The sequence below is a fragment of the Methylocystis sp. Se48 genome (assembly GCF_056269425.1).
In genome coordinates this window covers 2,044,211-2,067,830 of record NZ_CM149850.1, presented here as the reverse complement: position 1 = coordinate 2,067,830, position 23,620 = coordinate 2,044,211, and the positions used below count along the sequence as shown (strand labels likewise).

Sequence of the window (23,620 nt, the reverse complement as noted above, 5' to 3'; positions counted from 1 at the left end):
ACGCGCTAAATTCGTGAATTCGACCTCATTGTCGCGTCCGGCGCTCGAATTGGAGGTCCGCACATGCCGATCGACTCGCTTCTGCTCGCCGCCGCGCGCCTTTGCACTTTCGTAGGGCAGGTTCCGCTTACCAACGCCAGCAGCTTTTTCTTCGAGAGAAGCGGGCGCCTGTTCGTCGTGACGAGCCGGCATGTCATGTTCGACGAGGCGAGCAATCACCGCCCGGACCGCATCGAGATCGAATTGCATGTCGATCCGGAAAACCTGGCGAAATCGACCGGCTTCTCCATGCCGCTTTATCGTGACGGCGTCGCTATGTGGCGGCAGGGGCGGGACGATGCAGGTTCGATCGACGTGGCGGTGATCGAAATCGAACGCGCGGCGCTGCCGCAGCCTACCGTCTACCGCGCCTTCACCTCGGCTCATCTGGTCGATCCGGGAGCGAATGTGGAAATCGGCGCCTCGGTGCTCATCATCGGCTTTCCGCTCGGCTTTCACGACACGCTGCATCATATGCCCGTCGTCCGGCAGGCGATCGTCGCCTCTTCCTTTGGCCTGCGCTTTCAGGGGCAGGGCTATTTCCTCACCGACGCCCGCACTCATCGAGGCGTGAGCGGCGCGCCGGTGGTGATCCGCGCGACCGACGACGCGCCGACGCCGGACGATCTCCCCTGGCGCCTGCTCGGCGTGCATTCGTCGCGCCTCGACGTCGGAACGCGCGATATCGTTCAGGATGAGGCGCTGGGGCTGAATTGCGCGTGGTACGCCGACGTTCTGCTGACGTTGACGGAGGCATGACGGGCTCGAAACAGGTCGAAAGCCGGCCAGCGATCGGCTGGCCGGCTCTCCTTTTCCTTTCGACTTCCGGCTATGGCGGAAGCCGCCGGTTAACGCGCGATCCCGATCGGAATGTAAAGCGCCAGCAGTTGGCCGCCTTCCACGAGTTCGGGATCGGCCGAGCCCTTGTGGGACTGGCTGGCGAGAAGGAACCAGCCGTCGCCCAGGAACTGCGAGGCGTCGATCACGCCGGAGCTCTCTTCGTCGTTGGTGAGGAAGTTCGGGTTGCTCGACGCGTCGCCGCCGAAGAATTTCGGATTGTGGACGGCGACCTGCACGAGCTTTCCGCTGTCAATTCCATAGACATAGATGCGGCCGCGGCGATCGTTGCGGCCGGTGTCCTCCTGAAGAACGATGCGTCCCAGATGGTCGATCGTCATATTGTCGAACATCTGATAGGCCGGGTCGCTGTCCGGCGTAGAGTCGGCGCCCGGATAGAACTGGTTGGTCAGGAGCATCGTGATCTCGCCGCCGAGCTCGGGCCGGCGAATGTCGTCAAAGCGAAGGCGCCACAGCCGCGACGGACGCCAGGAGTCGGCGTTGGCGTGGAGGCGGCCCGTCGTCACGAAGTAATAATCCCGCTCCTTGCCTGGGCGCGGATCCCATGCCCCGTCCTCGATGCGCATGAACTGCGTGACGCTCGACGCCAGCGCGCGATCCTGAATCTGGACCCCGGTCCTATTGGAAACGTCGCCGAAATTGACGGCCTCGAAGCGGGCGGAGGTAATCGCTGGCGCGGATCCGCTGAAAACGAAGTCCTTGTTTTCGCCCGCGACCGCGACCCCATTGACCCGGACGCGCAGACCGAAGAAGCGTCCATTGGCGAGGCCGGCGCGCTGCACGTCCGAGCCGCCGCCCTGCTTGACGCCGACATACATGAAAAGCTCGCTCGGCGGCTCCTTGCAGCCGGTCTGGCCCTGCGTCCGGCACACATTGCCGAGGGTGACGTCCGTATCGCGGTTCGCGTCGTCGCTCAGCATGACGACGGTCTTGTTCTGCCTGAAGGGGCTCGCAAGCGCGTTCTCGAAAGCCATCTTGCCCAGTCGGGGCAGTTCGTAGGTTTTGTTCATGTCGGGTCCGCTGACGACATGGGCGAAGACCCGGCCATGGTCGGCGGAGAACGGCGGCGTGGTTTCCTCACCGCTTAGAAACATGCGACTTTGCGTTCCGATCGCGTTGTCAAAATAAAAGGCGCTCTTGGCCGGGAGGTCGGCCGAGCAGAGACGATCGAAGGCGATCGTTCCAGGAGCCCAGCCCGAGCCTCTCCAGGCAAAGACATTGTTTGGATTGGTCAAATGGTCTCGGCCCGACAGAACTTTCAGGCTGCGGTCGAAGCTCCAGCGGGATACGAAGGCGCCGTTCGAGCCATGCGCGCGCGTGACGCCGAGGTTCTTCGAAATTTCATGGTTCAGAACGAGATCGAAGGTCTGGGGATAGAGTGTGCCCGGCGCCTCGGATGGAACGCCAATGCCGTCCGGAAGGCCCACCATGCGATAGCCGCCGACCCCGTCGCCCACGGTCAGGATCGACGTGGTGACGACGCCCGGCGCAGTCGGAAGAACATAGGGTTCGGTCGTCGTGCTCGGACCGACGTTCTGGGCGACAGAGAGGTTAGGGATCGCTGCGGCGAGAAGGACCCCGGCCGTCAGCGAGTGTCTGAAATCCATGGCAAGCCCCCTGCAAAACGGGTTTCTGGCGCGCCGTGACGGCGCCGAGAGGGGGATCGCAAACCTGCGTAACAGGCGCGCTACGACTTTGCTGCGGTTTCGTGTCAGCAATGGCGAAGCGAATTGCCTCGCGTTGCGGTCGGAGCGTGTTGGTCCGCTGACGCCCTCTTGCGAGCTTCGTTCCGCGAGCGCCTGTGCTAATACCCTCGCCAAGCATAGGACGAGGGCTCAATGACCGACGGCAAGACTTTCAGCTTCGCGCGGCTTCGCCAAATCCCCGAAAGCGTCTGGGCCCTCGGCCTGGTCTCGCTGTTCATGGATTTTTCCTCGGAGATGATCCACGCGCTGCTGCCCGTCTATCTCGTGGGGGCCATGGGGGCCACCATGACGCAGGTCGGCGCCATCGAGGGCGTGGCGGAGGCGACGACGTCGATCGTCAAAATTTTCTCGGGCGCGATCTCCGACTGGGTCGGGAATCGAAAGCTTCTCGCCGTCGTCGGTTACGGACTCGCGGCGCTCACCAAGCCCATGTTTCCGCTCGCGCCCGATGTGGCCTGGGTGACCGCCGCGCGCTTCATCGACAGGGTCGGGAAGGGAATACGCGGCGCGCCGCGGGACGCGCTCGTCGCCGACGTCACGCCGCCGGCCTTGCGCGGCGCCGCCTTCGGCCTCCGGCAGTCGCTCGACACAGTTGGCGCCTTCCTCGGTCCGGCGGTCGCCGCCGCTGTGATGTGGGCGTCGCTCGATGACTTTCGCGCGGTCTTCTGGGTCGCCGCAGCGCCGGCGTTTCTCGCGGTGGCGACGCTGATGTTCGGCGTGCGCGAGCCGGAGGCGAGTCTGCCGGCGAAACCGGCGCGCTTTCCTTTGCATGTCGAGGAGTTGCGAGGGCTGGGCGGAGACTTTTGGCGCGTCGTTGGCGTCTCGACCGCGTTCAGCCTCGCGCGCTTTTCGGAGGCCTTTCTGATACTGCAGGCGCGGTCCGCCGGATTGCCGGACGCTCTTGCCCCGCTCGTGCTCGTGGCGATGAACGTCATTTACGCCGCCGTTTCCTATCCGGCGGGCGCCTTTTCCGACCGTGGCGGGCGCATAGCCGCGCTCGCCGCCGGCTTGCTCGCGCTCATTCTGGCGGATGCGGCGCTCGCCTTCGCGCAGGCGATGCCGCTCGTTTGGCTCGGCGTAGCCCTGTGGGGCCTCCACATGGGGCTGACCCAGGGGCTCTTTGCCGCGTTCGTCGCCGACACCGCGCCCGCGCACGCAAGGGGCACGGCTTTCGGCGTTTTCAACCTCACGAGCGGGCTGGCCTTGCTGGCGGCGAGCCTGACAGCTGGGAAATTGTGGGATTTTCTCGCCCCCTGGGCCGCTTTTGCCGCAGGCGGAGGCTTCGCCGCTATTGCGCTCGTCGGACTTCTGTTTTTAAGAGGGATTCCGGCCCCGGAACGCTAAAAGATGAGCTTTCTTGGAGTGTTGCGCTTGTGCAACGATCAGGCATTATGCGCCCTTGATCTCACATTAATTGATATACATCAATTTATCGAGGAGAATCGTCGCTATAAATAATCGCCATAAGGTTGAGTTTACGCGCATGGCGCTCAAGAAAGAGGCACGAATATGAAGAAGCTGTCTTTGGCGGTCGCCGCTGCCGCCCTGTCCTCCGTCTCGGCGCTTGCTGCTGATCTTCCTTCGCGCAAGGAAGCGCCGGTTTACGTTCCGCCGCCGCCCGTTTTCAGTTGGACCGGCTTTTATGCGGGCGTCAACATCGGCGGCGGCTGGATGGAAAACTGGAACCGCACTGGCAACGGCACTCTGTGGCTCGGCAATGTCTGGGTTCCGGGATATGTGATCGCAAATGGCAGCTCAGGCGGCGGCGTCGTTGGCGGCGGCCAGGTCGGTTACAACTTCCAGCTGACGCCCATGTTCGTTATCGGTCTCGAGACCGACTTCCAGGGCACGAGCATCAGCAGCGGCGCCGGCGGCGGTCTGGTGAATCCTGTGCGGCGCGTCGTTGACGACTTCGGCACCGTTCGCGCTCGCGTCGGCGTGACTCTGCCGGGTTGGTCGCAGCTTCTCGTTTACGGCACGGGCGGCTTCGCCTATGGCGACGTTCGTCTGAACCATGGCTGGCTGGGCAATCTGCACGGCTCGGCGATCGGCTGGTCGGCCGGCGGCGGCGCGGAATATGCGGTTTTGCCGAATTGGTCGGTCAAGGCAGAGTATCTCTACACGAACCTTGGCAACGACGCGTGGGGCGGCGTGAATCGCGCCGAGCACCATGTCAACTTCCACACAGTGCGCGCGGGCGTGAACTACCGCTTCAACTGGGGCGCTCTCGCGCCGGTCGTCGCCAAATACTAATACGCGACAAGAATAGTCGACGAACGCCAAAAGCCCCGCAAAGCGGGGCTTTTGTGCGAATGGAGCCGCGCCGGGCCCGTCGTCGTCGCGCGCAGGTCGAGTGGCGTAGTTGCGGCGCCGCAACATTTGAATTATCCACTCTTCAGGAAGCCTTTTCGGATCCTTTCCGAAGAGCGCGCGAGAGGGACGGACATGGCGAACGCCGAAACCGACGCCCGGGCCGCGAAGCGCCCGCTATCGCCGCATCTGACGATCTTCAAACCCTGGCTGACCATGGCCATGTCCATGGCGCACCGCATTACCGGCGCCGGCCTTTACATCTGCATGGCCCTTCTGGGGCTTTTCCTGCTGGGCGCCGCGTTCGGCGGCTGGCTTCACGCGCTCACGGGCTGGCTCGCCTCGGGGTTCGTCGGCGGGTTGCTGGTCTTTCTGGCCACCTGGGCGATTTTCCACCACCTTCTTGGCGGAATTCGCCACGCCCTGTGGGACCGCGGTCTTTATATGGACAAGGAAGGCCGGGAGCTTCTCGCCCAGGCGTCGCTTTACGGCGGGATCGGGCTCACCGTCCTGTTGTGGGTTCTCAAGACGATCGCGGGCTGAAACGGAGACGCGTCGAATGTCTGTTCCGACTCACTTCAAGAGCGGGCGCAGCGGCCAGGGCGCCGCGTACGTTTCGGACCATGAAGGCTCCGCGCATGCGCGCTTCATGCGGCTTTCGTCCTATGCGCTGGCGCCGCTCGGGGTGCTGTCGGCGTGGTGGCTCGCGGGCCTGGTCGGCAAGAATCTTGACGGCGTGCGCGCCGAGATCGGCCGGCCTTTTCCGGCCATCGTCCTCATCGCCTTTGCGGTCGTCGGCATGATCCACGCCCGGCAGGGCATGAACGAGATCATCGAGGATTACGTCCACGACGCCGCGCTGAAGGAAAAGGCGCTCTACTGGAACAGACTCGCGTCGATCGCGATCGCCGGGGTCTGGACGCTGGCGATCATGATAATCGCCGCGCCGAAGTAGCGCGAAAAAAGCCGCGAAAGAACGACGACAACAAAGGCTTCGATTATGGTTGCGAATGGCGCTGCTTCATCCGTGTCGATCGGCGGACGGGCCTATCCCATCACCGACCACACTTTCGACGTGGTGGTCGTCGGCGCGGGCGGCGCGGGCCTGCGCGCGGTCGTCGGCTGCGCCAAGGCGGGGTTGAACGTCGCCTGCGTCACCAAGGTTTTCCCGACCCGTTCGCACACGGTCGCGGCGCAGGGCGGCGTCGCCGCCGCGCTCGGAAATATGGGGCCGGACGACTGGAAATGGCACATGTACGACACCGTCAAGGGCTCCGACTGGCTCGGAGACCAGGACGCGATCGAATATCTCTGCCGCAACGCCCCGCAGGCCGTTTACGAGCTGGAGCACTGGGGCGTTCCTTTCTCGCGCACGAACGAAGGCAAGATCTATCAGCGCCCGTTCGGCGGCATGACCACGGACTTCGGCAAGGGCCCGCCCGCGCAACGCACCTGCGCCGCCGCCGACCGCACCGGCCACGCCATGCTGCACACCATGTATGGTCAGGCGCTGAAGCACGAGACGAAATTCTTCGTCGAGTATTTCGCGATCGACCTCATCATGGACAGCGAAGGCGCCTGCCGCGGCGTCGTGGCGCTGAAGCTCGACGACGGCACGATCCACCGCTTCCGCGCGGCGCTCACCGTTCTCGCCACCGGCGGCTATGGCCGCGCCTATCTCTCCGCGACCTCGGCGCATACCTGCACGGGCGACGGCGGCGGCATGGTTTTGCGCGCGGGATTGCCGTTGCAGGATATGGAATTCGTGCAATTTCATCCGACCGGCATTTACGGCGCGGGCTGCCTCATCACCGAGGGCGCGCGCGGCGAGGGCGGCTACCTGACCAACAGCGAGGGCGAGCGCTTCATGGAGCGCTATGCGCCGTCCGTGAAGGATCTCGCGCCGCGCGACATGGTCTCGCGCGCCATCACTGTCGAGATCAGGGAGGGCAGGGGCGTCGGCAAGCGCAAGGATCACGCCTATCTGCATCTCGAGCATCTCGACCCGGCGATCCTGCATGAGCGGCTGCCGGGCATTTCCGAGAGCGCCAAGATTTTCGCGGGCGTCGACGTCACGCGCCAGCCGATCCCGATCCTGCCGACCGTGCATTACAATATGGGCGGCATCCCGACGAATTATCACGGCGAAGTGCTGCGCAAGGTGGACGGGAACCCCGATGCGGTCGTGCCGGGTCTGATGGCGATTGGCGAAGCGGCCTGCGTCTCCGTGCATGGCGCGAACCGTCTGGGCTCCAATTCGCTCATCGACCTCGTCGTCTTCGGCCGCGCCGCCGGCCTGCGGGCCGCCGAGCTGGTGAAGCCCGGCCAGTCGCAGCCGGAGCTGCCCGCTGATTCGGCCGAACTGCCGCTCTCGCGTCTCGACTTCTTCCGCAACGCCAATGGCTCGATGTCGACCGCGACGCTGCGCGACAAGATGCAGCGCACGATGCAGTCGCATTGCGCGGTCTATCGCACCGGCGAGGTGCTCGCGGAGGGCGTCGCGGGCGTGCATGAGGTCTGGCGGGAGGCGGCGGAGGTGAAGGTTTCCGACCGCTCGCTGATCTGGAACTCAGACCTCGTCGAGACGCTCGAATTCGACAATCTCATCGTACAGGCGGCGGTGACGATCGAATCCGCCGCCAACCGCAAGGAATCGCGCGGCGCCCATGCGCGCGAGGATTTCCCCGACCGCGACGACAAGAACTGGATGAAGCATACGCTGGCCTCGATCGACCGCGACAAGAAGACGGTGTCGATCGATTACCGCCCGGTGCACAGCTACACGATGACCGACGAAGTCGCCTATATCGAGCCGAAGGCGCGGGTGTATTGAAGGTGCGCAGACCGAGGTGAGCTACCGAACTTCGTGAGGAGTCGAGCCATGCGTCCGAATCCTGGAATTGGTCATAACGTGGCGCGAGGGCGCAGCATGTATGCGATTGTCTTCGATTTCGATACTGAAATGCTTAGGCAGACCTATCCCAATGCATCGTGGAATAATGCCTACAGCGACGTCAGAAACTATCTGACTTCGCGCGGTTTCGAGTGGAAGCAGGGAAGCACATACTTCGGCGATCAAACGATTGACGCCGTCCGCTGTGTCACCGTAATTCAAAGGCTGTCTCGTCGCTATTCTTGGTTCAAGCCCTCGGTTAGAGACATCAGAATGCTTCGCATCGAGGAAAACAACGATCTGACGATCGCGTTGGAAGACGGCGAGGATTAGGGCAATGGTCGAATTCACCCTTCCCAAGAACTCCGTCATCGGCGAAGGCAAGGTCTGGCCGAAGCCGGAAGGCGCGAGCAATCTGCGCGAATATCGCATCTATCGCTACGATCCCGACAGCGACGCCAATCCGCGCATCGACACCTTCTTCGTCGATACGGACGATTGCGGGCCCATGGTGCTCGACGGCATCATCTGGATCAAGAACAAGGTCGATCCGACGCTCACCTTCCGCCGCTCCTGCCGCGAGGGCATTTGCGGCTCGTGCTCGATGAATATCGACGGCGTGAACACGCTCGCCTGCACCAAGGGCATGGACGAGATCGAGGGGCCGATCAAGCTCTACCCGCTGCCGCACATGGGGGTGGTCAAGGATCTCGTGCCGGACCTGACCATTTTCTACGAGCAGCATGCGGCCATCGAGCCCTGGCTTCACGCCGGCGCGGATCCCGAGAAGGAGCGGTTCCAGTCGCCGGAAGAGCGCGCGAAGCTCGATGGGCTCTACGAGTGCATTCTCTGCGCCTGCTGCTCGACGGCCTGCCCGAGCTATTGGTGGAACTCGGACCGTTTCCTCGGCCCGGCGGCGCTCCTTCAGGCGCATCGCTGGGTCATGGATTCGCGCGACGAGGCCACGGACGAGCGGCTCGGCTATGTCGACGATGTTTTCCGTCTCTACCGCTGCCATACGATCATGAACTGCACCAAGGTCTGCCCCAAGGGCCTCTCGCCCGCCAAGGCGATCGCGGAGCTCAAGAACATGGCGATCGCCCGGCAGGAGGCGTGACGGGCGCGCCGCCTTGATCCCGCCGCCGGACCGGTTTAGGACGGCTCCACTATCGTTGGAGGCTGAAGCCATGCGTCTTTGCGCGCGTCGTTTTCGCGGGTCCCTGTTTGTCGCCGCCTTCGTGATCGGTCTCGGAGCCGAGGCCGCCGTCGCCCAGGAATTGCAGCTCGATCCCAAGTCGCTCGATACGTCTGGGGCCGCGTCGTCGGTCTCCACAAAGCGTAAAGGGAAGAGGGCTCCAGACGCCGCCGCGCAGCCGGCGTCGGGCAAGCCGGCGGCTTCCGCCAACGGCCCGAACCGCCAGTTTGGCGAGCTCGAGGGCTGGTCGCCGGGCAAGGCGCCGCCGAAGCCTAAGGACAAATACGACCCCGAGCCGCAGGAGCAGGGCAAGAACTCGTCGGTGCCGGTCGGGATGTCGCCGTCGGGCAACATGTCCGTCGGACTTCCTTTCTAACCCGGTCGAGCGGCCGGACGGAGTTTCGAAATGGCGTACAAGGTCGCCGTCGTCGGCGCCACAGGCAATGTGGGCCGCGAAATGCTGGATATTTTGGCGGAGCGCCGCTTCCCGGTGTCGGAGGTGGTTCCGCTCGCGTCGTCGCGCTCGATCGGCGTCGAGGTTTCTTTCGGCGACAAGACGCTGAAATGCCGTCATCTCGATACCTATGATTTCTCTGACACGGACATTTGTCTGATGTCGGCGGGGGGGACGGTCTCGAAAGAATGGTCGCAGAAGATCGGCGCGCAGGGCTGCGTCGTCATCGACAATTCGTCCGCCTGGCGCATGGACCCGGACGTGCCCCTCATCGTGCCGGAGGTGAACGCCGACGCGGCGGCGGGTTTCACTAGAAAGAACATCATCGCGAACCCGAATTGCTCGACTGCGCAGCTCGTCGTGGCGCTGAAGCCGCTGCACGACGCCGCCACCATCAAGCGCGTCGTGGTCGCGACCTATCAATCCGTCTCCGGCGCCGGCAAGGAGGCGATGGACGAGCTTTTCGCCCAGACGCGTTCCGTTTTCGTCTCAGATCCCGTCGAATCGAAGAAATTTCCAAAGCGCATCGCCTTCAATCTCATTCCGCAGATCGACGTCTTCATGGAGGATGGCTTCACCAAGGAAGAGTGGAAGATGGTCGCGGAGACGAAGAAGATCCTCGATCCAAAGATCAAGCTGGTCGCGACCTGCGTGCGCGTCCCGGTCTTCATCTCGCATTCCGAGGCGGTGAATATCGAGTTCGAGAACCCGATCACCGCCGACGAGGCGCGCGACATCCTGCGCGAGGCGCCGGGCGTTCTCGTGATCGACAAGCGTGAGCCTGGCGGCTACATCACGCCGCACGAGGCGGCCGGCGAGGACGCGACCTATGTCTCGCGCATCCGCGAAGATCCGACCGTCGACAACGGGCTGGCGCTCTGGTGCGTCAGCGACAACCTCCGCAAGGGCGCCGCGCTGAACGCGATCCAGATTGCGGAAACGCTGATGAACCGCAAACTGCTGACGCCCAAAAAGGCGGCGGCCTAGCCGTCGCCGACTGGAACCAAACAAATCCTGCGCTTGGGGCGCTCCCATGAGCCGATCAAAACACGACGGGGAGCGCGTCACCGAACGATCATCAAGATTGTTTCGAATCTTGGGGCGCCGCCCCCCATGTCGCGGATGACGTTGTGCAGCCGGCAGGGTTCCGTATTGACGGCGCTTTCGCCCACAGCCATCATCACGTCCTTGGCGCAGATCGTGCGGCCAAAAGAAATCTGACGGCTAGCCGGATCGAAACGCAGCTTTTCAAACGGGCATTTGGGTAACGCTGTCCAGTTGCCCTCAGGATAGCCGTTATTGGCCTGCTCCTCGATCCAGTGCGCCCCCGTCTCGCTGTAGTTGAAGATCAGGTAGGCGGCTTCGCGGCCCGTTTGGATCTCTCGGGTCGCGACATTTACCGAAGCTGCCTGGGCGACGCCAAAGGCGAATCGCTTCATGCGTCGAACTCAGGATCGTGGCTGTTGGAGAGGAAGGTAAGCGGCAGGTTGGCCGTCAAGAATCTGGCCCGACGGGAGCCAGCCTTCTCGTCGCCTCATCCACGCTATGGAACACCCGTCCCGGACCAAGTGCGTCCATGACGCCGAACTGCACGAAACCATTCTGTGCGCGGATGGATTCGAGGCGCGCAATCGCCACGTCGATTCCTTTCGCCCGACAGGACGCAATCGCCTCGCGCATCGCTACGGCGGCGGAATAATCGATCTCGACGATGCTGCTCGCCTCCAGCACCAGGAGACGCAGCGGGCCGTCCGCCCGCTCGGTCGCCGCAACGATGTCGCGCCGGAACAAATCCGCGTTGAGGAAGGAGAGGGGCGCTTGGAAAGCGACGACGCGCACGCCCGGCAGGCGCTCGCCCCGTTGGAGCTGCGGCGTCGGCCACCAGACAGTCGTGCCGGGAATGCGGTCGAATTCAATCAGGCGCGTGCGCGTCGTTGTCCAGACGCCGTGCAGCAGCGAAAGAATGATCGCGAGCGCAACGCCCTGCTGGATCGGAAGCAGCACAACCGCGAGCATTGTGACGGGAATGAACAGAAACTCTGTGCGTGTGGCCCGCCAGATCGCAACCATGTCGCGCCAGCGGAAGATGCGATAGGCGACGAACATCAGCACTGCGGCGAGCGCCGCCGTTGGCGCCTGCGCCAGCATTCCCCCGCCGAAAAGCAGCACCCCCGTGACGATCACCGCGGCCACGAGGCCCGAAAGCTGGCTGGCGCCGCCGCTCTCGACGATAATCGCGGTGCGCGGCGGGCTGGCGTTGACGGCGAAGGAGCCCAGCAGGCCCGAAAGGACGCCGCCCGCGCCGACCCCGAGGAAATCCCTGTCTATATTCTGCTCCCCATGCGAGGGGAAAGCGCGGGACGTCGCCGAAGTTTGCACCATAACGACCAGCGCGACGACGATGGCGAGACCGAAAACCTCGCGCAAGTCCGAGAGCCGGACCGCAGGAAACGACAGATGCGGCGCGCCATGCGCGATGTGGCCGAGTTGAACCACGCCCTTTTCGGCCAGATGGAAATGGATCGCGCCCCAGGTCGCGCCCGCCAGCGCAATGAGCGCGCCTGGAATGCGCGGGCTGAGCGCCTCCGCGACAACGATGACGGCGAGGCAAAGCGCGCCGACCGCGACAGTCGGGCCGTTGGCGGCCCCGAAGTGGCTGAAAAGCGCTTCGATACGGCTTTGCGGGTCGCCATGCTCCGCCGGCAGCCCGAGAAAGGCGGGGGCCTGCGAAAGCGCGATATGTATCGAGACGCCGGCGAGGAAGCCTGTCAATACGGGTATAGACATCAAATCGGCGATCCACCCGGCCCGCAGGAGCCCCGCCAGAATCAGCGTCGCGCCGACGAGGATTGCAAGGAGGCTGGCAAGCGCGGCGTAATGAGACCCGGTCGTCGCCGTGAGGCTGGCGAGGCCGGCAGCGAAGATGGGCGCGATCGTGGAATCGGCCCCGATAGAAACGACGCGGCTCGCGCCCGCGACGGCGAAAGCGAGTGTGCCGGCGATGAAGGCGACAAAGCCGAAGTGAGGCTCGAAACCCGCAAGCCGCGCGGTCGCCATTTGCTCCGGAATGGAGATGGCCGCTAACGTCAGGCCCGCGAACAAATCCGTGCGAAGATTCGCTCCGCGTAATCCTGAGAAAAGCCGGAAAGCTTTCACCGCTATTTGCTGATCTTGAACAGCGCGGGGTCGGGAGTCTTCGTCTGATCGATGTTGAAAAGCGTGATGAGCGTCTCGTAGCCCTGCGGATCCTTCACCTCCCACTGCTTCAGCTTGAAGGTCTTGGGATCGAAGATGAGCCGCAGATGCGAGGTGCCGCCGAAGGTCGCCTTGTCCTCGATGAAGATCGTCACGCCGGAGTCGTTGATTTCGACGTCGTGGACAGTGACGTCCTTCTCGAGGTCGATCTTGTCCTTCATCAGGAATTTCAGTGGCGTCTGGTTGATGAAATAGAGATCCTGCGTCCCGAGCTTGCGGTCGCGCACCGCGACCTGCGCGCCGTCGGCGACGACTTCCATGGTCGCCGGTTGCGCATATTCGAAGCGCACGCGCCCCGCGCGCTGGACATGCAGCTTGCCCTCGGAGCGCTTGCCGTCGGCGCCGATCTGGACGAAGTCGGCGGTCATCACCGGCGAGGCGTTGAAAAAGGCGTTGGCGCGTTTAATCGCTTCCTCGCGGTTGAGGGGTTTCGCCGGCTCGGCGGGCGCAGCGGGATTCGTGAGCTGCACGGGCTCCCCGTTCTTGGCGGCGGGAGCCGTTTTCGCGCCCTTCTTGCCCTTGGCGGGCTTGGCTTCCGCGGGCTTCGCGTCGGAGGGCTTGGTTTCCGCAGGTTTGGCTTCGGCTGCCGGCGCCGGCGTCTTCGCGGCGTCCTCCGCGACGGCGGGCGCGGCGAGCGGGAGGGCGAGGACGAGGGCGGCGAGGGACATGTGCTTCACGGCGCGAATCCATTTCCGGGTGGCGACGCAGTCTTCGTAGCATATGGCGGCGATTTTGGGGGCGGGACAGACCCTATCCCGCCGTCGCGAGACCTCCGACATAAGCGCCATATGTGGCGAGCAGAACGAAACCGCGCCAGCGCGGAATGACGCCATTGGCCGGCGGCGAGACAAAAAGGCTCGCCACAACGGCCGCCGCGAGGGCGGGAGCGGCTTCGCCAAGGGTGACGCGGATCGGCGAAATCGCGCCAGCGATCCCGATGACAAGATAGCCGCTAACAATCGTGCTGCCGAGAATCATGCCGACGCCGACCTGATCGTGACGACGCAGACGCGAAACAATAAATGTCGCGAGTTCCGGCGTCGCCGTGCCGAGCGCCACGATCGTCGCGCCCACGACGAAATCGCTGAAACCGAAGTCTCGCGCGAGATGCGACGCGCCATAAACGATCAGTTGACCGGCGGCCACGAGCATGGCGAGTCCTCCACCCGCGTCGAGGAAAGCCATCCGGCGCGTCAGCGCTTTTTCCTCGGGCTCCTCGAAGGCGCCGCGCATCGAGAAATATAGCCAAGCGGCAAACATTGACGCGAGCAGTCCCGCATCCAGCCGCGAAAGCGTTCCGTCGGCGAGCATCGCCGCCAACATCAGCGGCTGAACAAGGACGAAGACGTAGCTCGTCTTCAGCGACTGCGGATTGACCGCGACAGGCGAGAAAGACAGGACGAGTCCAAGAACGAGCGCGAGGTTGACGATATTGCCGCCGAGATTGTTGCCGAGCGCGATCTCCGGCTCTCCAGCGGCGGCCGCCGTGAATGCGACGGACATTTCCGGACTCGATGTCGCGAGGCCCGCAATGGCGCCGGCCACCGTTCGCGATGCCATGCCCCATGAGCGTGCGAGCCCGAGCGTCCCGCGCAGGAAGAGATCGCCGCCAAAGAAGGCGCATGCGACGCCCAGCGCGAGCGCGAGAAGGTGAAGCTCTGCAAGCATGAGGCGTAACATCGAGCCATTATGGCGTAAGTCAAGCTCGCGCAGGCGCTATTCCGCCGCCTCGATATCGAAGGCCCCGCGATCAATGCCGCCGCCCGCCAAAATCTCGCGCTTGCCCGCATGGTTCGGGGCGCTGACCACGCCTTCCTTCTCCATACGCTCCACGAGCGAGGCGGCCTTGTTATAGCCGACCGACAGGCGGCGCTGGATGTAGCTCGTCGAGCATTTCTTGTCGCGCAGCACGATGGCCACGGCGCGGTCGTAGAGGTCGCCGCCTTCCTCCGCGTCCATCGAGCCCGGCGCGGGGGCGTCGCCCTCGTCGCCAAGCTCGTCGTCTTCCGACGTGATGCTGTCGAGATATTGCGGCGCGCCTTGGGCCTTCAGATGCGCGACGACATGCTCGACTTCGGCGTCCGACACGAAGGGGCCGTGTACGCGTGAGATGCGGCCGCCGCCCGCCATGTAGAGCATGTCGCCCTGGCCGAGGAGCTGCTCGGCGCCCATCTCGCCCAGAATGGTGCGGCTGTCGATCTTCGACGTCACCTGGAAGGAGATGCGCGTCGGGAAATTCGCCTTGATCGTGCCTGTGATGACGTCGACCGAGGGGCGCTGCGTCGCCATGATGAGGTGGATGCCCGCCGCGCGCGCCATCTGCGCAAGGCGCTGGATGGCGCCTTCGATGTCCTTGCCGGCGACGAGCATGAGGTCCGCCATCTCATCGACGATGACGACGATATAGGGGAGGGCGGAGAGATCCATCTCCTCATGCTCGAAGATCGCTTCCCCCGTCTCGCGGTCGAAGCCGGTCTGCACGGTGCGGGTGATCGTCTCGCCCTTGGCCTGCGCCTCGGCGACGCGGGCGTTGTAGCCGTCGATGTTGCGGACGCCGACCTTCGACATTTTCTTGTAGCGGTCCTCCATCTCGCGCACGGCCCATTTGAGCGCGACGACAGCCTTCTTGGGGTCGGTGACGACGGGCGTGAGGAGGTGGGGAATGTTGTCGTAGACCGACAGCTCCAGCATCTTGGGGTCGACCATGATGAGGCGGCACTCTTCGGGCCTCAGCCGATAGAGCAGCGACAGAATCATGGTGTTGATGGCGACCGACTTGCCCGAGCCGGTCGTGCCCGCGACGAGCAGATGGGGCATGCGGGCAAGGTCGACGATCACCGGCTCGCCGCCAATCGTCTTGCCGAGCGCAATGGCGAGCTTGTGATTTGAGTGGATGAAATCCTCGCTGGCGAGCAGTTCGCGCAGGAAGACCGTCTCGCGGCGCTGGTTGGGGAGTTCGATGCCGATGGCGTTGCGGCCCGGCACAACGGCGACGCGGGCCGAAACGGCCGACATGGAGCGGGCGATGTCGTCCGCGAGGCCGATGACGCGCGACGACTTGATGCCAGGGGCGGGCTCCAGTTCGTAAAGCGTGACGACCGGGCCGGGGCGGACGTTGATGATCTCGCCGCGCACGGAGAAATCTTCCAGGACGCCTTCCAGAACGCGGGCGTTCGATTCGAGAATGTCCTCGGAAATCTCCACGCCGCGGGCGGGCTTCTTCGGCTCCGCGAGGAGCGCCAGATCGGGATATTCGTATATCTCGGGCGCATGGCGCGCAGGCGCGCGGCCGGGCTGTCGCGTCACGACGCGGCGCGCGGGCGGGGGGACGCTCGCGGCGGCCGGACCCGCTGAACCCGACACGGGGGCCGGGGCGGCCGGGCGGCGGTCCTCGAAGGACTCGTCCAGATTGCGCGCGCGGCGCGGCGCGTAGATCTGGAAGTCGTCCATATCCTCGAATGTCGGCTCCACGCGCGCGTGGACCGGCGCCGCCGTTTCTGGCGCGGGCGTGACGGCCCGCTTGCGCAGGCGCTCGAACAGCCGCGCGCCCCAGGCCTTGAGCGCGAGGCCGAAATGAATGAGCGCGCCGAGCGAAATGAGCGCGAAACCGGGCTCGCCCGCGCGGTCGTCCTCGTCGTCGCCGTAATGTTCTGGCTCGTCGTCGTTTTCGAGCGCTTCTTCCCGAATGTCGTTCGCCGATTCGAAGCCGAGTCCGGCGGCGCCGCTGACGGAGAGAATTGCGACGAAAGCCGCCGCGAGGCCGAAGATCGCCATGACGACGCCCGAACCCGCGAAGATCGTGCGCGGCACCGCGAGAATCGCGTCGCCCGCGACGCCGCCGAGTCCCGTGGGCAGCGGCCAGCGGTCAGTCGGCGGCAGCAGCGAGGCCGTGGCGGCGGTGGCGAAAATGCCGGCGACCCACAGGCCGAGCCGCAGCGCGGCGCGTTCGATCCGGCGGCGCCGGATCACGCGCAGGCCCTGCGTCGCGAGCGGGAGAATCGCCGCAATGGCGCCGAAGCCGACGAGTTGCATCAGAAGATCGGCGACAATGGCGCCGGGCTGCCCGAGCAGATTGCGCACATGGCCGCCGGTGGCGTTGTTGAGCGAGGGGTCGCGCGCAGACCAGCTCACGAGCGCCAGCGTCATCGCGGCGGCGCTCGCCACCATGGCCGCGCCGACCGCTTCAGCCGTCCGTCGCGCCGTAAACTCGCGGACCTGTTCGGAATAATGACCAAAGCTTTGGCTGCGCATGAGAGAAAAAGCCCGCGTGGCGAGGCGCCGCCGATGGGGCGCGCCGATTGCGGGAGGGTAAAAAAGCTCGGTTAAGGGGCGCTTAAACCTTCGGCGGCGGGGGCTCGCCGCGTGTCGCGATCGTCTGGTTGAGCGCCGCCCCGTAGATGAAGATCACCGCCAGAGTTTGAAGGAAGACCAGCGCGATCATGATGGAGGCGAGGCCGGCATAGGTCGAGACATAGTTGGCGGCGTATTTTGCGAGATAGGCGCCGAATAGCGCGCCGAAGCCGAGCGAGGCGCCGAGGGTGAGCAGAAATCCGGGCGCGACGGTGAGCAGGCCGCGCCGCCCGGCCGGCAGAAGCAGATGGGCCGCGAGCACCGCAAAGCCCACGACGGACGACGTCACGCCATAGCGGATCGGCTCATAGAGCGATTCGAGCTCCCACATCACGTTGGGCGCGTATCTTTCGGCCAGCGCGCGGGCGAGGGGCGCCAGAACCATCAGGAAGGCGATGGCGAGCAGCGCAGCCGCGCCGAGAAAGACGTATAGAATGGATTCCAGCCGCAGAAGCCACCAGGGACGGCGGTCCCGCTCGCCGTAGGCGCGGTTGAGCGCAACGCGGAGCGCCTCGACGCCGTTCGATGAAAAATAAATGGCGAGCGCTGCGCTGGCTGTCAGCAATCCGCCGCGTTGCTGGGTGAGCACATTTCGAATTTCCGCCGCGATGGGCCTGGCGACGCTGGGCGGCCATGTCTCGAACAAGAGCTTCGTCGCCGCGTCCGCCTCCTGACGCCAGCCAAAGAAACCGGCAAGCGCGGTGAGGAAGATGAGAAAGGGAAACAGCGAGGTGAGGATGGACAGCGCAACGTGGCTCGCGATGGCCCAGCCGTCGTCACGGTCGAATTTCAGATAGGCGGCGTATAATATGCGAAGCAGGGCCATGGCGGGAGCGTAACGGGCGCGCGCAGCCGGGGCTAGACCCGGATGACGCATCGGCGCGTCTTGCCGCCTGTCAGGCGATTCTTCTGAAGGCCTTCACCGGCGCGCGTCGGATCGTAACGAAGCCCATTTTCTCGTAAAGACGCGCCGCGCGGTCGTGCCGGTCGAGCACATGCAGGAAGGGCGTTTTTCTTTTACCGAGAATCTCCTTGACCAGCAGACCGACGAGCCGGCGCGCGTGTCCCCTGCCTTCATGGGCGGGGTCGCTGCAGACCGTCGCGATCTCCTCGACATGCGCGGTCTCGAAACGCGTGCCCGCGACGGCGACGATCCGGCCTTCGGCCTTCACGCCGTAGAAGACGCCGAGTTCGATGGCCCTCGGCGAAAAGGGGCCGGGGTTCGTCCGGGTGACGAGGCTTTCGACGCTGGCTGCGTCATCGGGCGTAAGTCTCTCGCAGCACAGGGCGTCGTCGCCGGAAAAGTCGCGAGCCGCGGTCTCGTCGAGGCGATCCTTCGCGAAGAGCATGACGTCGGCGAACGTATCCTCGACGATTTGCATCTCCGCGCAGTTCGAGTCCGCCCAGGCCGGGCCCATCAACGTCTCGCCGACGTCGCAAAGATCCTTCAGGGCTGTGAAATCCGGGGCCTTCGGATCCGGGAAGGCGAAGATCGGCGGAAACCCGCGCGGATAGCGTTTCGCCCGCTCGTCGCCGACGGCGAGAGGGGCGTGAATTGTCGTGAGCGACTCCCACACGATATTTTCCGGCGGCGCCCTCGGACCGGCCAAAGCTTCGCCCCTTCCGGGCATTGTCTGTTCCGTAACGGGACGCATTCAATCCCCCCGCTGGAAATGGTCGTACACCAGCCGCGCCGTCGCCTTGTTGATGCCGGGCGTCTTCTCGAGATCCGAGAGCGCGGCGCGCGCGACGCCCTTCGCCGAACCGAAGGCCAGCAGCAAGGCGCGCTTGCGAGAGGGTCCAACGCCGGGAATTTCGTCGAGCGGATTTTTGACGAATTCCTTTTTGCGTCGCGCGCGATGCGCGCCGATCGCGAAGCGATGGGCTTCGTCGCGCAGGCGCTGCACGAAATAGAGCGCCGGATCGTGCGGCGGCAGGCGGAAGGGCTCGCGGCCTTCGATGAAGAACTGTTCGCGTCCCGCGTCGCGGTCGCGGCCCTTGGCGATGGAGGCGAGCGCGACCCCTTCGACGCCGCTCTCGCGCAAGGCGTCGCGCGCTGCGTCGAACTGTCCGCGTCCGCCGTCGATCAGCACCAGATCTGGCTTCGCCGGAAAGGCGTCGGGGTCCGCGTCCTTTTCCGTTTCCTTTGCGAGACGCGCGAAGCGGCGCGTGAGAACTTCGCGCATCATGCCGTAATCGTCGCCGGGCGTGATGTCCGTGTTCTTGATGGTGAAGGTGCGGTAATGCGCTTTCATGAAACCCGCGGGACCCGCGACGACCATGGCGCCGATCGCCTGCGCGCCGCCGGTGTGGGAGTTGTCGTAAACCTCGATTCGGCGCGGGGCGCCGGGCAGGCCGAAGATCTCGCCGAGCGCCGCGAGCAGACGCAGCTGGCTCGCATCCTCGGCGAGCTTGCGGCCCAGCGCCTGACGGGCGTTGTTGAGCGCATGCTCCACCAGCTCGCGCTTCTCGCCGCGTTGCGGCGCGATCACGTCGACGTTTCTGCGCAGCTTCGCGGAGAGCGCGTTTTCGAGCAGCGCGCTGTCCTCGATCGGATGCGAGAGGAGCACGCAGCGCGCCGATGGGTGCTCGTCGTAAAATTGAGCGAGAAAGGAATCGAGGACTTCCGCCTCCGAGAGGCTCGCGTCGGCGCGCGGAAAATAGGATCGGTTGCCCCAGTTCTGATAGGCGCGGAAGAAAAAGGCCTCGATGCAGAAGCGGCCCGCTTCCTTGGCGATGGCGAAAACATCCGCTTCCTCCACCGTGCGCGGATTGATTCCCTGCGCGCCCTGAATGGCGGAGAGCGCGGAGATGCGGTCGCGCAGCCGCGCCGCGCGTTCGAATTCGAGCTTGTCGGCGGCCTCGGTCATTTCTTTCGCGAGCTGTTCGCGCACGCTGCGGCTTTTTCCCGAGAGAAAGTCTCGCGCCTCCTGCACCAGCACGGCGTAGTCGTCGATCGAGATCTCGCCCGTACAGGGTCCGGCGCAACGTTTGATCTGATACAGCAGGCAGGGCCGGGTGCGATTGTCGTAGAAGCTTTGCGTGCAGGAGCGCAGGAGAAACGCCCGCTCCAGCGCGTTGAGCGCTCGATTGACCGCCCAGACGCTGGCGAAAGGACCGAAGTAGTCGCCCTTGCGCACGCGCGCGCCACGATGCTTGGCGATCTGCGGCGCCGCGTGATCGCGCGCGATGAGAATGTAAGGGAAAGACTTGTCGTCGCGCATCAGCACGTTGAAGCGCGGCTTCAACTGCTTGATGAGATTCGCTTCGAGCAGCAGCGCCTCGGTCTCGGTCTCGACCGAAATGAAGACCATCGACGCGGTGGCCGAGATCATCCGCGCGATGCGGTTCACATGGCCGGCGAGGCGCGTATAGCTCGCGACGCGCTTGCGAACGTTCTTGGCCTTGCCGACATAGAGCACCTCGCCGTTTTCGGCGATCATGCGATAGACGCCGGGACCGTTCGGCGCGTGCTTCCAGTGCTTTTTGATGACGGCGACGCCGCGCTTCACGCTTTCCGGCGTCTGCGGCGCGTCTTTTTCCTGGGTCGCTTCGTCGGCCGACCCGGTCGCGGTCTCTGGCGCGTCGAAGCCGTCGTCCTCCTCGGGCGGAAGGTCGCGCGTCTGGGCTGGGGGAGGGGTCATGCCCAGAGATGTATTCGCGGTTCGCGGCGATGGGAAGAGCGCCGTCGCCTCAGGATTGCGCCTGCGTCCAGGCCGTCAGCAACGCCCCGAATTGCCTGCCCGCGAGCGCCTGGCCGATCGCCAGGCAGCCGGCGAGTATGGCGATCGAGGCGAGGGAGGCGATGGCCGCATATTCCACCGCAGTGGAGCCATTCTCGTCCTTCAAGAAGTGCGCGAGCATCGTTTTGACCCCGTTTTGTTTCGGAATTGAACAATCCGCCGTTGCGGCCACATTGCGCGGCAATGGGCGGGCCATCGCAGCGGCGACGCTTGCGCTCGCCCAGCGGCAAGGCCAAAGTCGTTTTACTGGCGATGACATGCCTGAGTCGGAGGCGGGATGAACGGGGGCAGGGCGACGGCGGGCGGCGTGATTTTTCCGGCGCTCGCGCTGGGTCTCGCTGCGACTTTCAAAGCAGTGGAGACCTGGCTGGATCACACGCATCCGGCGGTCGTCTTCGTCGTGCCGGCGGTCGCCGGCATTTTGGTGATCGGCTCGGTCTTCGCCACGCTGGAGCACGCGGAGATCCTCAGCGCAAAGGCGGGCGAGCCGCTCGGCACGCTGCTTCTCACGATTTCCGTCACGATCATCGAAGTGGCCATCATGTCGTCGATGATTGCGCACGGCTCTGAAGACCCTACAGAAGCGCGCGAGGCGGTCTTCTCGGCGATCATGATCGTCTGCAACGGGCTCGTCGGCCTGTGCCTGCTTCTCGGCGGTTTCCGCCATGGTGAGCAGGAGCTGCAACCGATGGGCGCGAGCGCCTATCTTGCCGTGCTCATCGCGCTCTCGGTGCTGACGCTGATCATCCCCGACGTCACGACGTCGACGCCAGGACCGACGCTATCGGCAAAGCAACTGGCTTTCGTGAGCGTTCTGTCCATCGTGCTCTACAGCGCCTTTCTGTTCATCCAGACAGTGCGACATCGTTCCTATTTCACCGACGTGCACGCCGCAGCGGTCGGCCATGCCGCGGAAAAGCCGACGCCGGGACGCACGCTCGTCGCCCTCATCGGCCTTGCGGCGAGCCTGCTCGGCGTCTCGCTGCTCGCCGAGCGCGTCATTCCTGATCTCGAGGATGGGCTGAATCGGGCGGGCGTCGCCGAGGTGAATGCGGTAACCGGCGCGGTGGTGGCGCTTCTCGTGCTGCTGCCGGAGTCGCTCAACTCCATTCGGGCGGCGTATCGCAACGCGCTTCAGACGAGCCTCAACGGCGCGCTCGGCTCCGTTGTCGCGACGATCGGCCTGACGGTTCCCGCGGTCGGGCTGTTCAGCGTCTGGACCGGCAAAGAGATCATGTTCGGGCTCGGCAAACGCGACGCAACGATGCTCTTGCTCACACTGATGCTGTCCATCGTCAGTTTCGGGGCGGGGCGCACCAATGTCTTCACGGGCCTTGTGCATCTCGTCGTTTTCGCGACATATGTGTTCTTTCTGTTCGTCCCGTGAGCCGGGGAAGCGATGAGCGACAATGATCTGATTTTCTATCATTCGCCAAATACGCGTTCGTCGAGCGTTCTGATCCTGCTCGAGGAGCTGGACGCGCCCTACGCGTTGCGCGATCTGAATTTCAGGATCGGCGCGCAACGCCAGCCCGACTATCTTGCGGTGAACCCGCTCGGCAAGGTTCCGGCTGTCGTCCACAATGGCGCGCTGGTGACGGAGCTTGTCGCCATTTTCATCTATCTCGCCGACGCCTTTCCACAGAAGAAGCTCGCGCCCCCGATCGGCGACCCGCTGCGCGGCCCCTATCTGCGCTGGCTGGCCTTCTACGGCACGGCCTTCGAGCCCGCGATCATGGATCGTCACATGAAGCATGAGCCGCCTAGAAGCATGAGCGCTTATGGCGATTTCGACGGCGTGATGGCGCTCGTCAACCGGCAGCTCGCCGCGGGGCCGTATATCCTCGGCTCCCGTTTCTCGGCCGCGGACATTCTCTGGGCCACGGCTTTGCGCTGGACGACGAATTTTGGCCTCGCGCCGATGTCGCCGGAGATCGCCGCTTACATTGAGCGGGTCGGGTCGAGACCCTCGGTCGCGCGCGTCGCGGAGACGGACAAGCAGCTCTTGAAGATCCACGAGGCGGCGGCGGCCGCGAGGGGATAGGGGTCGCCGCAGCGGTTCGGAGGCGTTTTGGATTGCTGGGTTTCGCCTGCAATGACGGCGGCGGTCACCACTCGATCGGCGCCTGCCCATGCGCGACGAGATAATCGTTCGCCCTGGAAAAATGTTTGCAGCCGAAGAAGCCATTATGCGCCGATAACGGCGAGGGATGCGCGCATTCGAGCACGAGATGCTTTGCGCGGTCGATCCCCGCGCCCTTGCGCCGGGCGTAGGAACCCCAGAGCATGAAGACGATCCCTTCGCGCTCGCGCGAGAGCGCGCGCACCGCCGCGTCGGTGAACTGCTCCCAGCCCTTGTTCTGATGCGAGCCCGCTTGGGACGCGCGTACGGTGAGCGTCGCGTTGAGCAGCAGCACGCCCTGCCGCGCCCAGCGGGAGAGGTCCGGATCGCGGGAGACGGGATGGCCGAGATCGGCCTCGATTTCCTTGAAGATATTGACGAGCGACGGCGGCGGCGGAACATTCGGATGAACGGCGAAACACAGACCGTTCGCCTGACCGGGGCCGTGATAGGGATCCTGCCCGAGAATGACGACCTTCACCCTGTCGAAGGGGCATTCGTCGAAGGCGCGGAAAATCTGCGACGCCGGCGGATAGACGGCGCGCGCGGCGTATTCGGCGCGCACGAACTCGCGCAACTCGGCGAAATAGGGCTTCTCGAATTCGCTCGCGAGACGCGTCCTCCAGCTTTCCTCGATGCGGACGGGCTTGGTCATGTGGCCCCTGCAAGCAGCGGCGAGTAAAATCCCTGCCCAT

At 64.6% G+C, this 23,620-nt stretch carries 23 protein-coding genes; 12 read left to right on the top strand and 11 right to left on the bottom strand.

Features of this window, described 5'->3' with window-relative positions; translation table 11 throughout:
* Positions 1 to 63 precede the first annotated feature (63 nt).
* Entirely contained in the window at positions 64 to 798 is a 735-nt protein-coding gene (locus ACV959_RS10215) for a trypsin-like peptidase domain-containing protein (protein WP_475736502.1), read from the top strand.
* A gap of 89 nt (positions 799 to 887) precedes the next feature.
* Here ACV959_RS10215 and ACV959_RS10210 read toward each other — a convergent pair whose 3' ends face one another.
* On the bottom strand, positions 888 to 2,504 hold the full coding sequence (locus tag ACV959_RS10210; RefSeq protein WP_475736501.1) for a PhoX family protein: 1,617 nt from the start codon (positions 2,502 to 2,504) through the stop codon (positions 888 to 890).
* A 231-nt stretch (positions 2,505 to 2,735) separates the two neighbouring features.
* Between ACV959_RS10210 and ACV959_RS10205 the strand changes: the two genes are divergently transcribed.
* The 9 genes from ACV959_RS10205 to ACV959_RS10165 all read left to right on the top strand — a co-directional run bounded on the left by ACV959_RS10205 (position 2,736) and on the right by ACV959_RS10165 (position 10,442).
* Positions 2,736 to 3,947, top strand: a complete 1,212-nt coding sequence (locus ACV959_RS10205; protein WP_475736500.1) for an MFS transporter — start codon at positions 2,736 to 2,738, stop codon at positions 3,945 to 3,947.
* 165 nt (positions 3,948 to 4,112) lie between these two features.
* Entirely contained in the window at positions 4,113 to 4,856 is a 744-nt protein-coding gene (locus ACV959_RS10200) for an outer membrane protein (RefSeq protein ID WP_475736499.1), read from the top strand.
* 192 nt (positions 4,857 to 5,048) lie between these two features.
* Positions 5,049 to 5,456 carry a succinate dehydrogenase, cytochrome b556 subunit gene (sdhC, locus tag ACV959_RS10195; RefSeq protein ID WP_475736498.1) on the top strand — a complete coding sequence of 136 codons (408 nt, stop codon included), beginning with the start codon at positions 5,049 to 5,051 and terminating at the stop codon, positions 5,454 to 5,456.
* Positions 5,457 to 5,472: 16 nt separating this feature from the next.
* Positions 5,473 to 5,868, top strand: coding sequence for a succinate dehydrogenase, hydrophobic membrane anchor protein (gene sdhD, locus ACV959_RS10190; RefSeq protein ID WP_475736497.1), 396 nt, complete (start codon positions 5,473 to 5,475; stop codon positions 5,866 to 5,868).
* Positions 5,869 to 5,913: 45 nt separating this feature from the next.
* Entirely contained in the window at positions 5,914 to 7,746 is a 1,833-nt protein-coding gene (gene sdhA / locus ACV959_RS10185) for a succinate dehydrogenase flavoprotein subunit (RefSeq protein WP_475736496.1), read from the top strand.
* Between the two features lie 48 nt (positions 7,747 to 7,794).
* Positions 7,795 to 8,139, top strand: a complete 345-nt coding sequence (locus tag ACV959_RS10180) for a virulence factor (RefSeq protein WP_475736495.1) — start codon at positions 7,795 to 7,797, stop codon at positions 8,137 to 8,139.
* Between the two features lie 4 nt (positions 8,140 to 8,143).
* Positions 8,144 to 8,923: a succinate dehydrogenase iron-sulfur subunit gene (locus ACV959_RS10175; protein ID WP_475736494.1), complete on the top strand. Its 780-nt coding sequence runs from the start codon at positions 8,144 to 8,146 to the stop codon at positions 8,921 to 8,923.
* A gap of 70 nt (positions 8,924 to 8,993) precedes the next feature.
* Positions 8,994 to 9,377: a hypothetical protein gene (locus ACV959_RS10170; RefSeq protein ID WP_475736493.1), complete on the top strand. Its 384-nt coding sequence runs from the start codon at positions 8,994 to 8,996 to the stop codon at positions 9,375 to 9,377.
* A 30-nt stretch (positions 9,378 to 9,407) separates the two neighbouring features.
* A complete protein-coding gene (locus ACV959_RS10165; protein WP_475736492.1) occupies positions 9,408 to 10,442 on the top strand; it encodes an aspartate-semialdehyde dehydrogenase in 1,035 nt (344 codons plus the stop codon).
* Between the two features lie 77 nt (positions 10,443 to 10,519).
* Here ACV959_RS10165 and ACV959_RS10160 read toward each other — a convergent pair whose 3' ends face one another.
* The 9 genes from ACV959_RS10160 to ACV959_RS10120 all read right to left on the bottom strand — a co-directional run bounded on the left by ACV959_RS10160 (position 10,520) and on the right by ACV959_RS10120 (position 20,924).
* Positions 10,520 to 10,894: a hypothetical protein gene (locus ACV959_RS10160; protein ID WP_475736491.1), complete on the bottom strand. Its 375-nt coding sequence runs from the start codon at positions 10,892 to 10,894 to the stop codon at positions 10,520 to 10,522.
* A gap of 55 nt (positions 10,895 to 10,949) precedes the next feature.
* The gene (locus ACV959_RS10155) at positions 10,950 to 12,611 is read right to left on the bottom strand and encodes a SulP family inorganic anion transporter (RefSeq protein WP_475736490.1); all 1,662 of its coding nucleotides are present in this window, start codon (positions 12,609 to 12,611) and stop codon (positions 10,950 to 10,952) included.
* 2 nt (positions 12,612 to 12,613) lie between these two features.
* Positions 12,614 to 13,378, bottom strand: a complete 765-nt coding sequence (locus ACV959_RS10150; protein WP_475739639.1) for an outer-membrane lipoprotein carrier protein LolA — start codon at positions 13,376 to 13,378, stop codon at positions 12,614 to 12,616.
* An 82-nt stretch (positions 13,379 to 13,460) separates the two neighbouring features.
* Entirely contained in the window at positions 13,461 to 14,390 is a 930-nt protein-coding gene (locus tag ACV959_RS10145) for a sodium:calcium antiporter (protein ID WP_475736489.1), read from the bottom strand.
* A 36-nt stretch (positions 14,391 to 14,426) separates the two neighbouring features.
* A complete protein-coding gene (locus ACV959_RS10140; RefSeq protein WP_475736488.1) occupies positions 14,427 to 16,961 on the bottom strand; it encodes an FtsK/SpoIIIE family DNA translocase in 2,535 nt (844 codons plus the stop codon).
* Between the two features lie 82 nt (positions 16,962 to 17,043).
* Positions 17,044 to 17,886, bottom strand: a complete 843-nt coding sequence (locus ACV959_RS10135; RefSeq protein ID WP_475736487.1) for a YihY/virulence factor BrkB family protein — start codon at positions 17,884 to 17,886, stop codon at positions 17,044 to 17,046.
* Between the two features lie 70 nt (positions 17,887 to 17,956).
* Positions 17,957 to 18,691, bottom strand: a complete 735-nt coding sequence (locus ACV959_RS10130; RefSeq protein ID WP_475736486.1) for a GNAT family N-acetyltransferase — start codon at positions 18,689 to 18,691, stop codon at positions 17,957 to 17,959.
* Positions 18,692 to 18,715: 24 nt separating this feature from the next.
* Positions 18,716 to 20,704 (bottom strand): excinuclease ABC subunit UvrC, encoded by a 1,989-nt coding sequence (gene uvrC / locus ACV959_RS10125; protein WP_475736485.1) that lies wholly within the window; start codon positions 20,702 to 20,704, stop codon positions 18,716 to 18,718.
* A 49-nt stretch (positions 20,705 to 20,753) separates the two neighbouring features.
* Positions 20,754 to 20,924 (bottom strand): Flp family type IVb pilin, encoded by a 171-nt coding sequence (locus tag ACV959_RS10120; RefSeq protein ID WP_475736484.1) that lies wholly within the window; start codon positions 20,922 to 20,924, stop codon positions 20,754 to 20,756.
* A gap of 156 nt (positions 20,925 to 21,080) precedes the next feature.
* Between ACV959_RS10120 and ACV959_RS10115 the strand changes: the two genes are divergently transcribed.
* Positions 21,081 to 22,190, top strand: a complete 1,110-nt coding sequence (locus ACV959_RS10115; protein ID WP_475736483.1) for a calcium:cation antiporter — start codon at positions 21,081 to 21,083, stop codon at positions 22,188 to 22,190.
* A 12-nt stretch (positions 22,191 to 22,202) separates the two neighbouring features.
* Positions 22,203 to 22,847: a glutathione S-transferase family protein gene (locus ACV959_RS10110; RefSeq protein WP_475736482.1), complete on the top strand. Its 645-nt coding sequence runs from the start codon at positions 22,203 to 22,205 to the stop codon at positions 22,845 to 22,847.
* 64 nt (positions 22,848 to 22,911) lie between these two features.
* Here the strand turns inward: ACV959_RS10110 and ung are convergent, their stop codons facing one another.
* Positions 22,912 to 23,580: a uracil-DNA glycosylase gene (gene ung, locus ACV959_RS10105; protein WP_475736481.1), complete on the bottom strand. Its 669-nt coding sequence runs from the start codon at positions 23,578 to 23,580 to the stop codon at positions 22,912 to 22,914.
* Positions 23,581 to 23,620: the final 40 nt, after the last annotated feature.

Coding starts and splice junctions, on each gene's coding strand:
- sdhC (WP_475736498.1), top strand. CDS start 5,049: ATGGCGAACGCCGAAACCGACGCCCGGGCCGCGAAGCGCCCGCTATCG.
- ACV959_RS10160 (WP_475736491.1), bottom strand. CDS start 10,894: ATGAAGCGATTCGCCTTTGGCGTCGCCCAGGCAGCTTCGGTAAATGTC.
- uvrC (WP_475736485.1), bottom strand. CDS start 20,704: ATGACCCCTCCCCCAGCCCAGACGCGCGACCTTCCGCCCGAGGAGGAC.
- ACV959_RS10135 (WP_475736487.1), bottom strand. CDS start 17,886: ATGGCCCTGCTTCGCATATTATACGCCGCCTATCTGAAATTCGACCGT.
- ACV959_RS10170 (WP_475736493.1), top strand. CDS start 8,994: ATGCGTCTTTGCGCGCGTCGTTTTCGCGGGTCCCTGTTTGTCGCCGCC.
- ACV959_RS10215 (WP_475736502.1), top strand. CDS start 64: ATGCCGATCGACTCGCTTCTGCTCGCCGCCGCGCGCCTTTGCACTTTC.
- ACV959_RS10200 (WP_475736499.1), top strand. CDS start 4,113: ATGAAGAAGCTGTCTTTGGCGGTCGCCGCTGCCGCCCTGTCCTCCGTC.
- ACV959_RS10165 (WP_475736492.1), top strand. CDS start 9,408: ATGGCGTACAAGGTCGCCGTCGTCGGCGCCACAGGCAATGTGGGCCGC.
- ACV959_RS10130 (WP_475736486.1), bottom strand. CDS start 18,691: ATGCCCGGAAGGGGCGAAGCTTTGGCCGGTCCGAGGGCGCCGCCGGAA.
- sdhA (WP_475736496.1), top strand. CDS start 5,914: ATGGTTGCGAATGGCGCTGCTTCATCCGTGTCGATCGGCGGACGGGCC.
- ACV959_RS10140 (WP_475736488.1), bottom strand. CDS start 16,961: ATGCGCAGCCAAAGCTTTGGTCATTATTCCGAACAGGTCCGCGAGTTT.
- ACV959_RS10210 (WP_475736501.1), bottom strand. CDS start 2,504: ATGGATTTCAGACACTCGCTGACGGCCGGGGTCCTTCTCGCCGCAGCG.
- ACV959_RS10150 (WP_475739639.1), bottom strand. CDS start 13,378: ATGTCCCTCGCCGCCCTCGTCCTCGCCCTCCCGCTCGCCGCGCCCGCC.
- ACV959_RS10120 (WP_475736484.1), bottom strand. CDS start 20,924: ATGCTCGCGCACTTCTTGAAGGACGAGAATGGCTCCACTGCGGTGGAA.
- ACV959_RS10205 (WP_475736500.1), top strand. CDS start 2,736: ATGACCGACGGCAAGACTTTCAGCTTCGCGCGGCTTCGCCAAATCCCC.
- ACV959_RS10145 (WP_475736489.1), bottom strand. CDS start 14,390: ATGTTACGCCTCATGCTTGCAGAGCTTCACCTTCTCGCGCTCGCGCTG.
- ung (WP_475736481.1), bottom strand. CDS start 23,580: ATGACCAAGCCCGTCCGCATCGAGGAAAGCTGGAGGACGCGTCTCGCG.
- ACV959_RS10180 (WP_475736495.1), top strand. CDS start 7,795: ATGCGTCCGAATCCTGGAATTGGTCATAACGTGGCGCGAGGGCGCAGC.
- sdhD (WP_475736497.1), top strand. CDS start 5,473: ATGTCTGTTCCGACTCACTTCAAGAGCGGGCGCAGCGGCCAGGGCGCC.
- ACV959_RS10115 (WP_475736483.1), top strand. CDS start 21,081: ATGAACGGGGGCAGGGCGACGGCGGGCGGCGTGATTTTTCCGGCGCTC.
- ACV959_RS10110 (WP_475736482.1), top strand. CDS start 22,203: ATGAGCGACAATGATCTGATTTTCTATCATTCGCCAAATACGCGTTCG.
- ACV959_RS10175 (WP_475736494.1), top strand. CDS start 8,144: ATGGTCGAATTCACCCTTCCCAAGAACTCCGTCATCGGCGAAGGCAAG.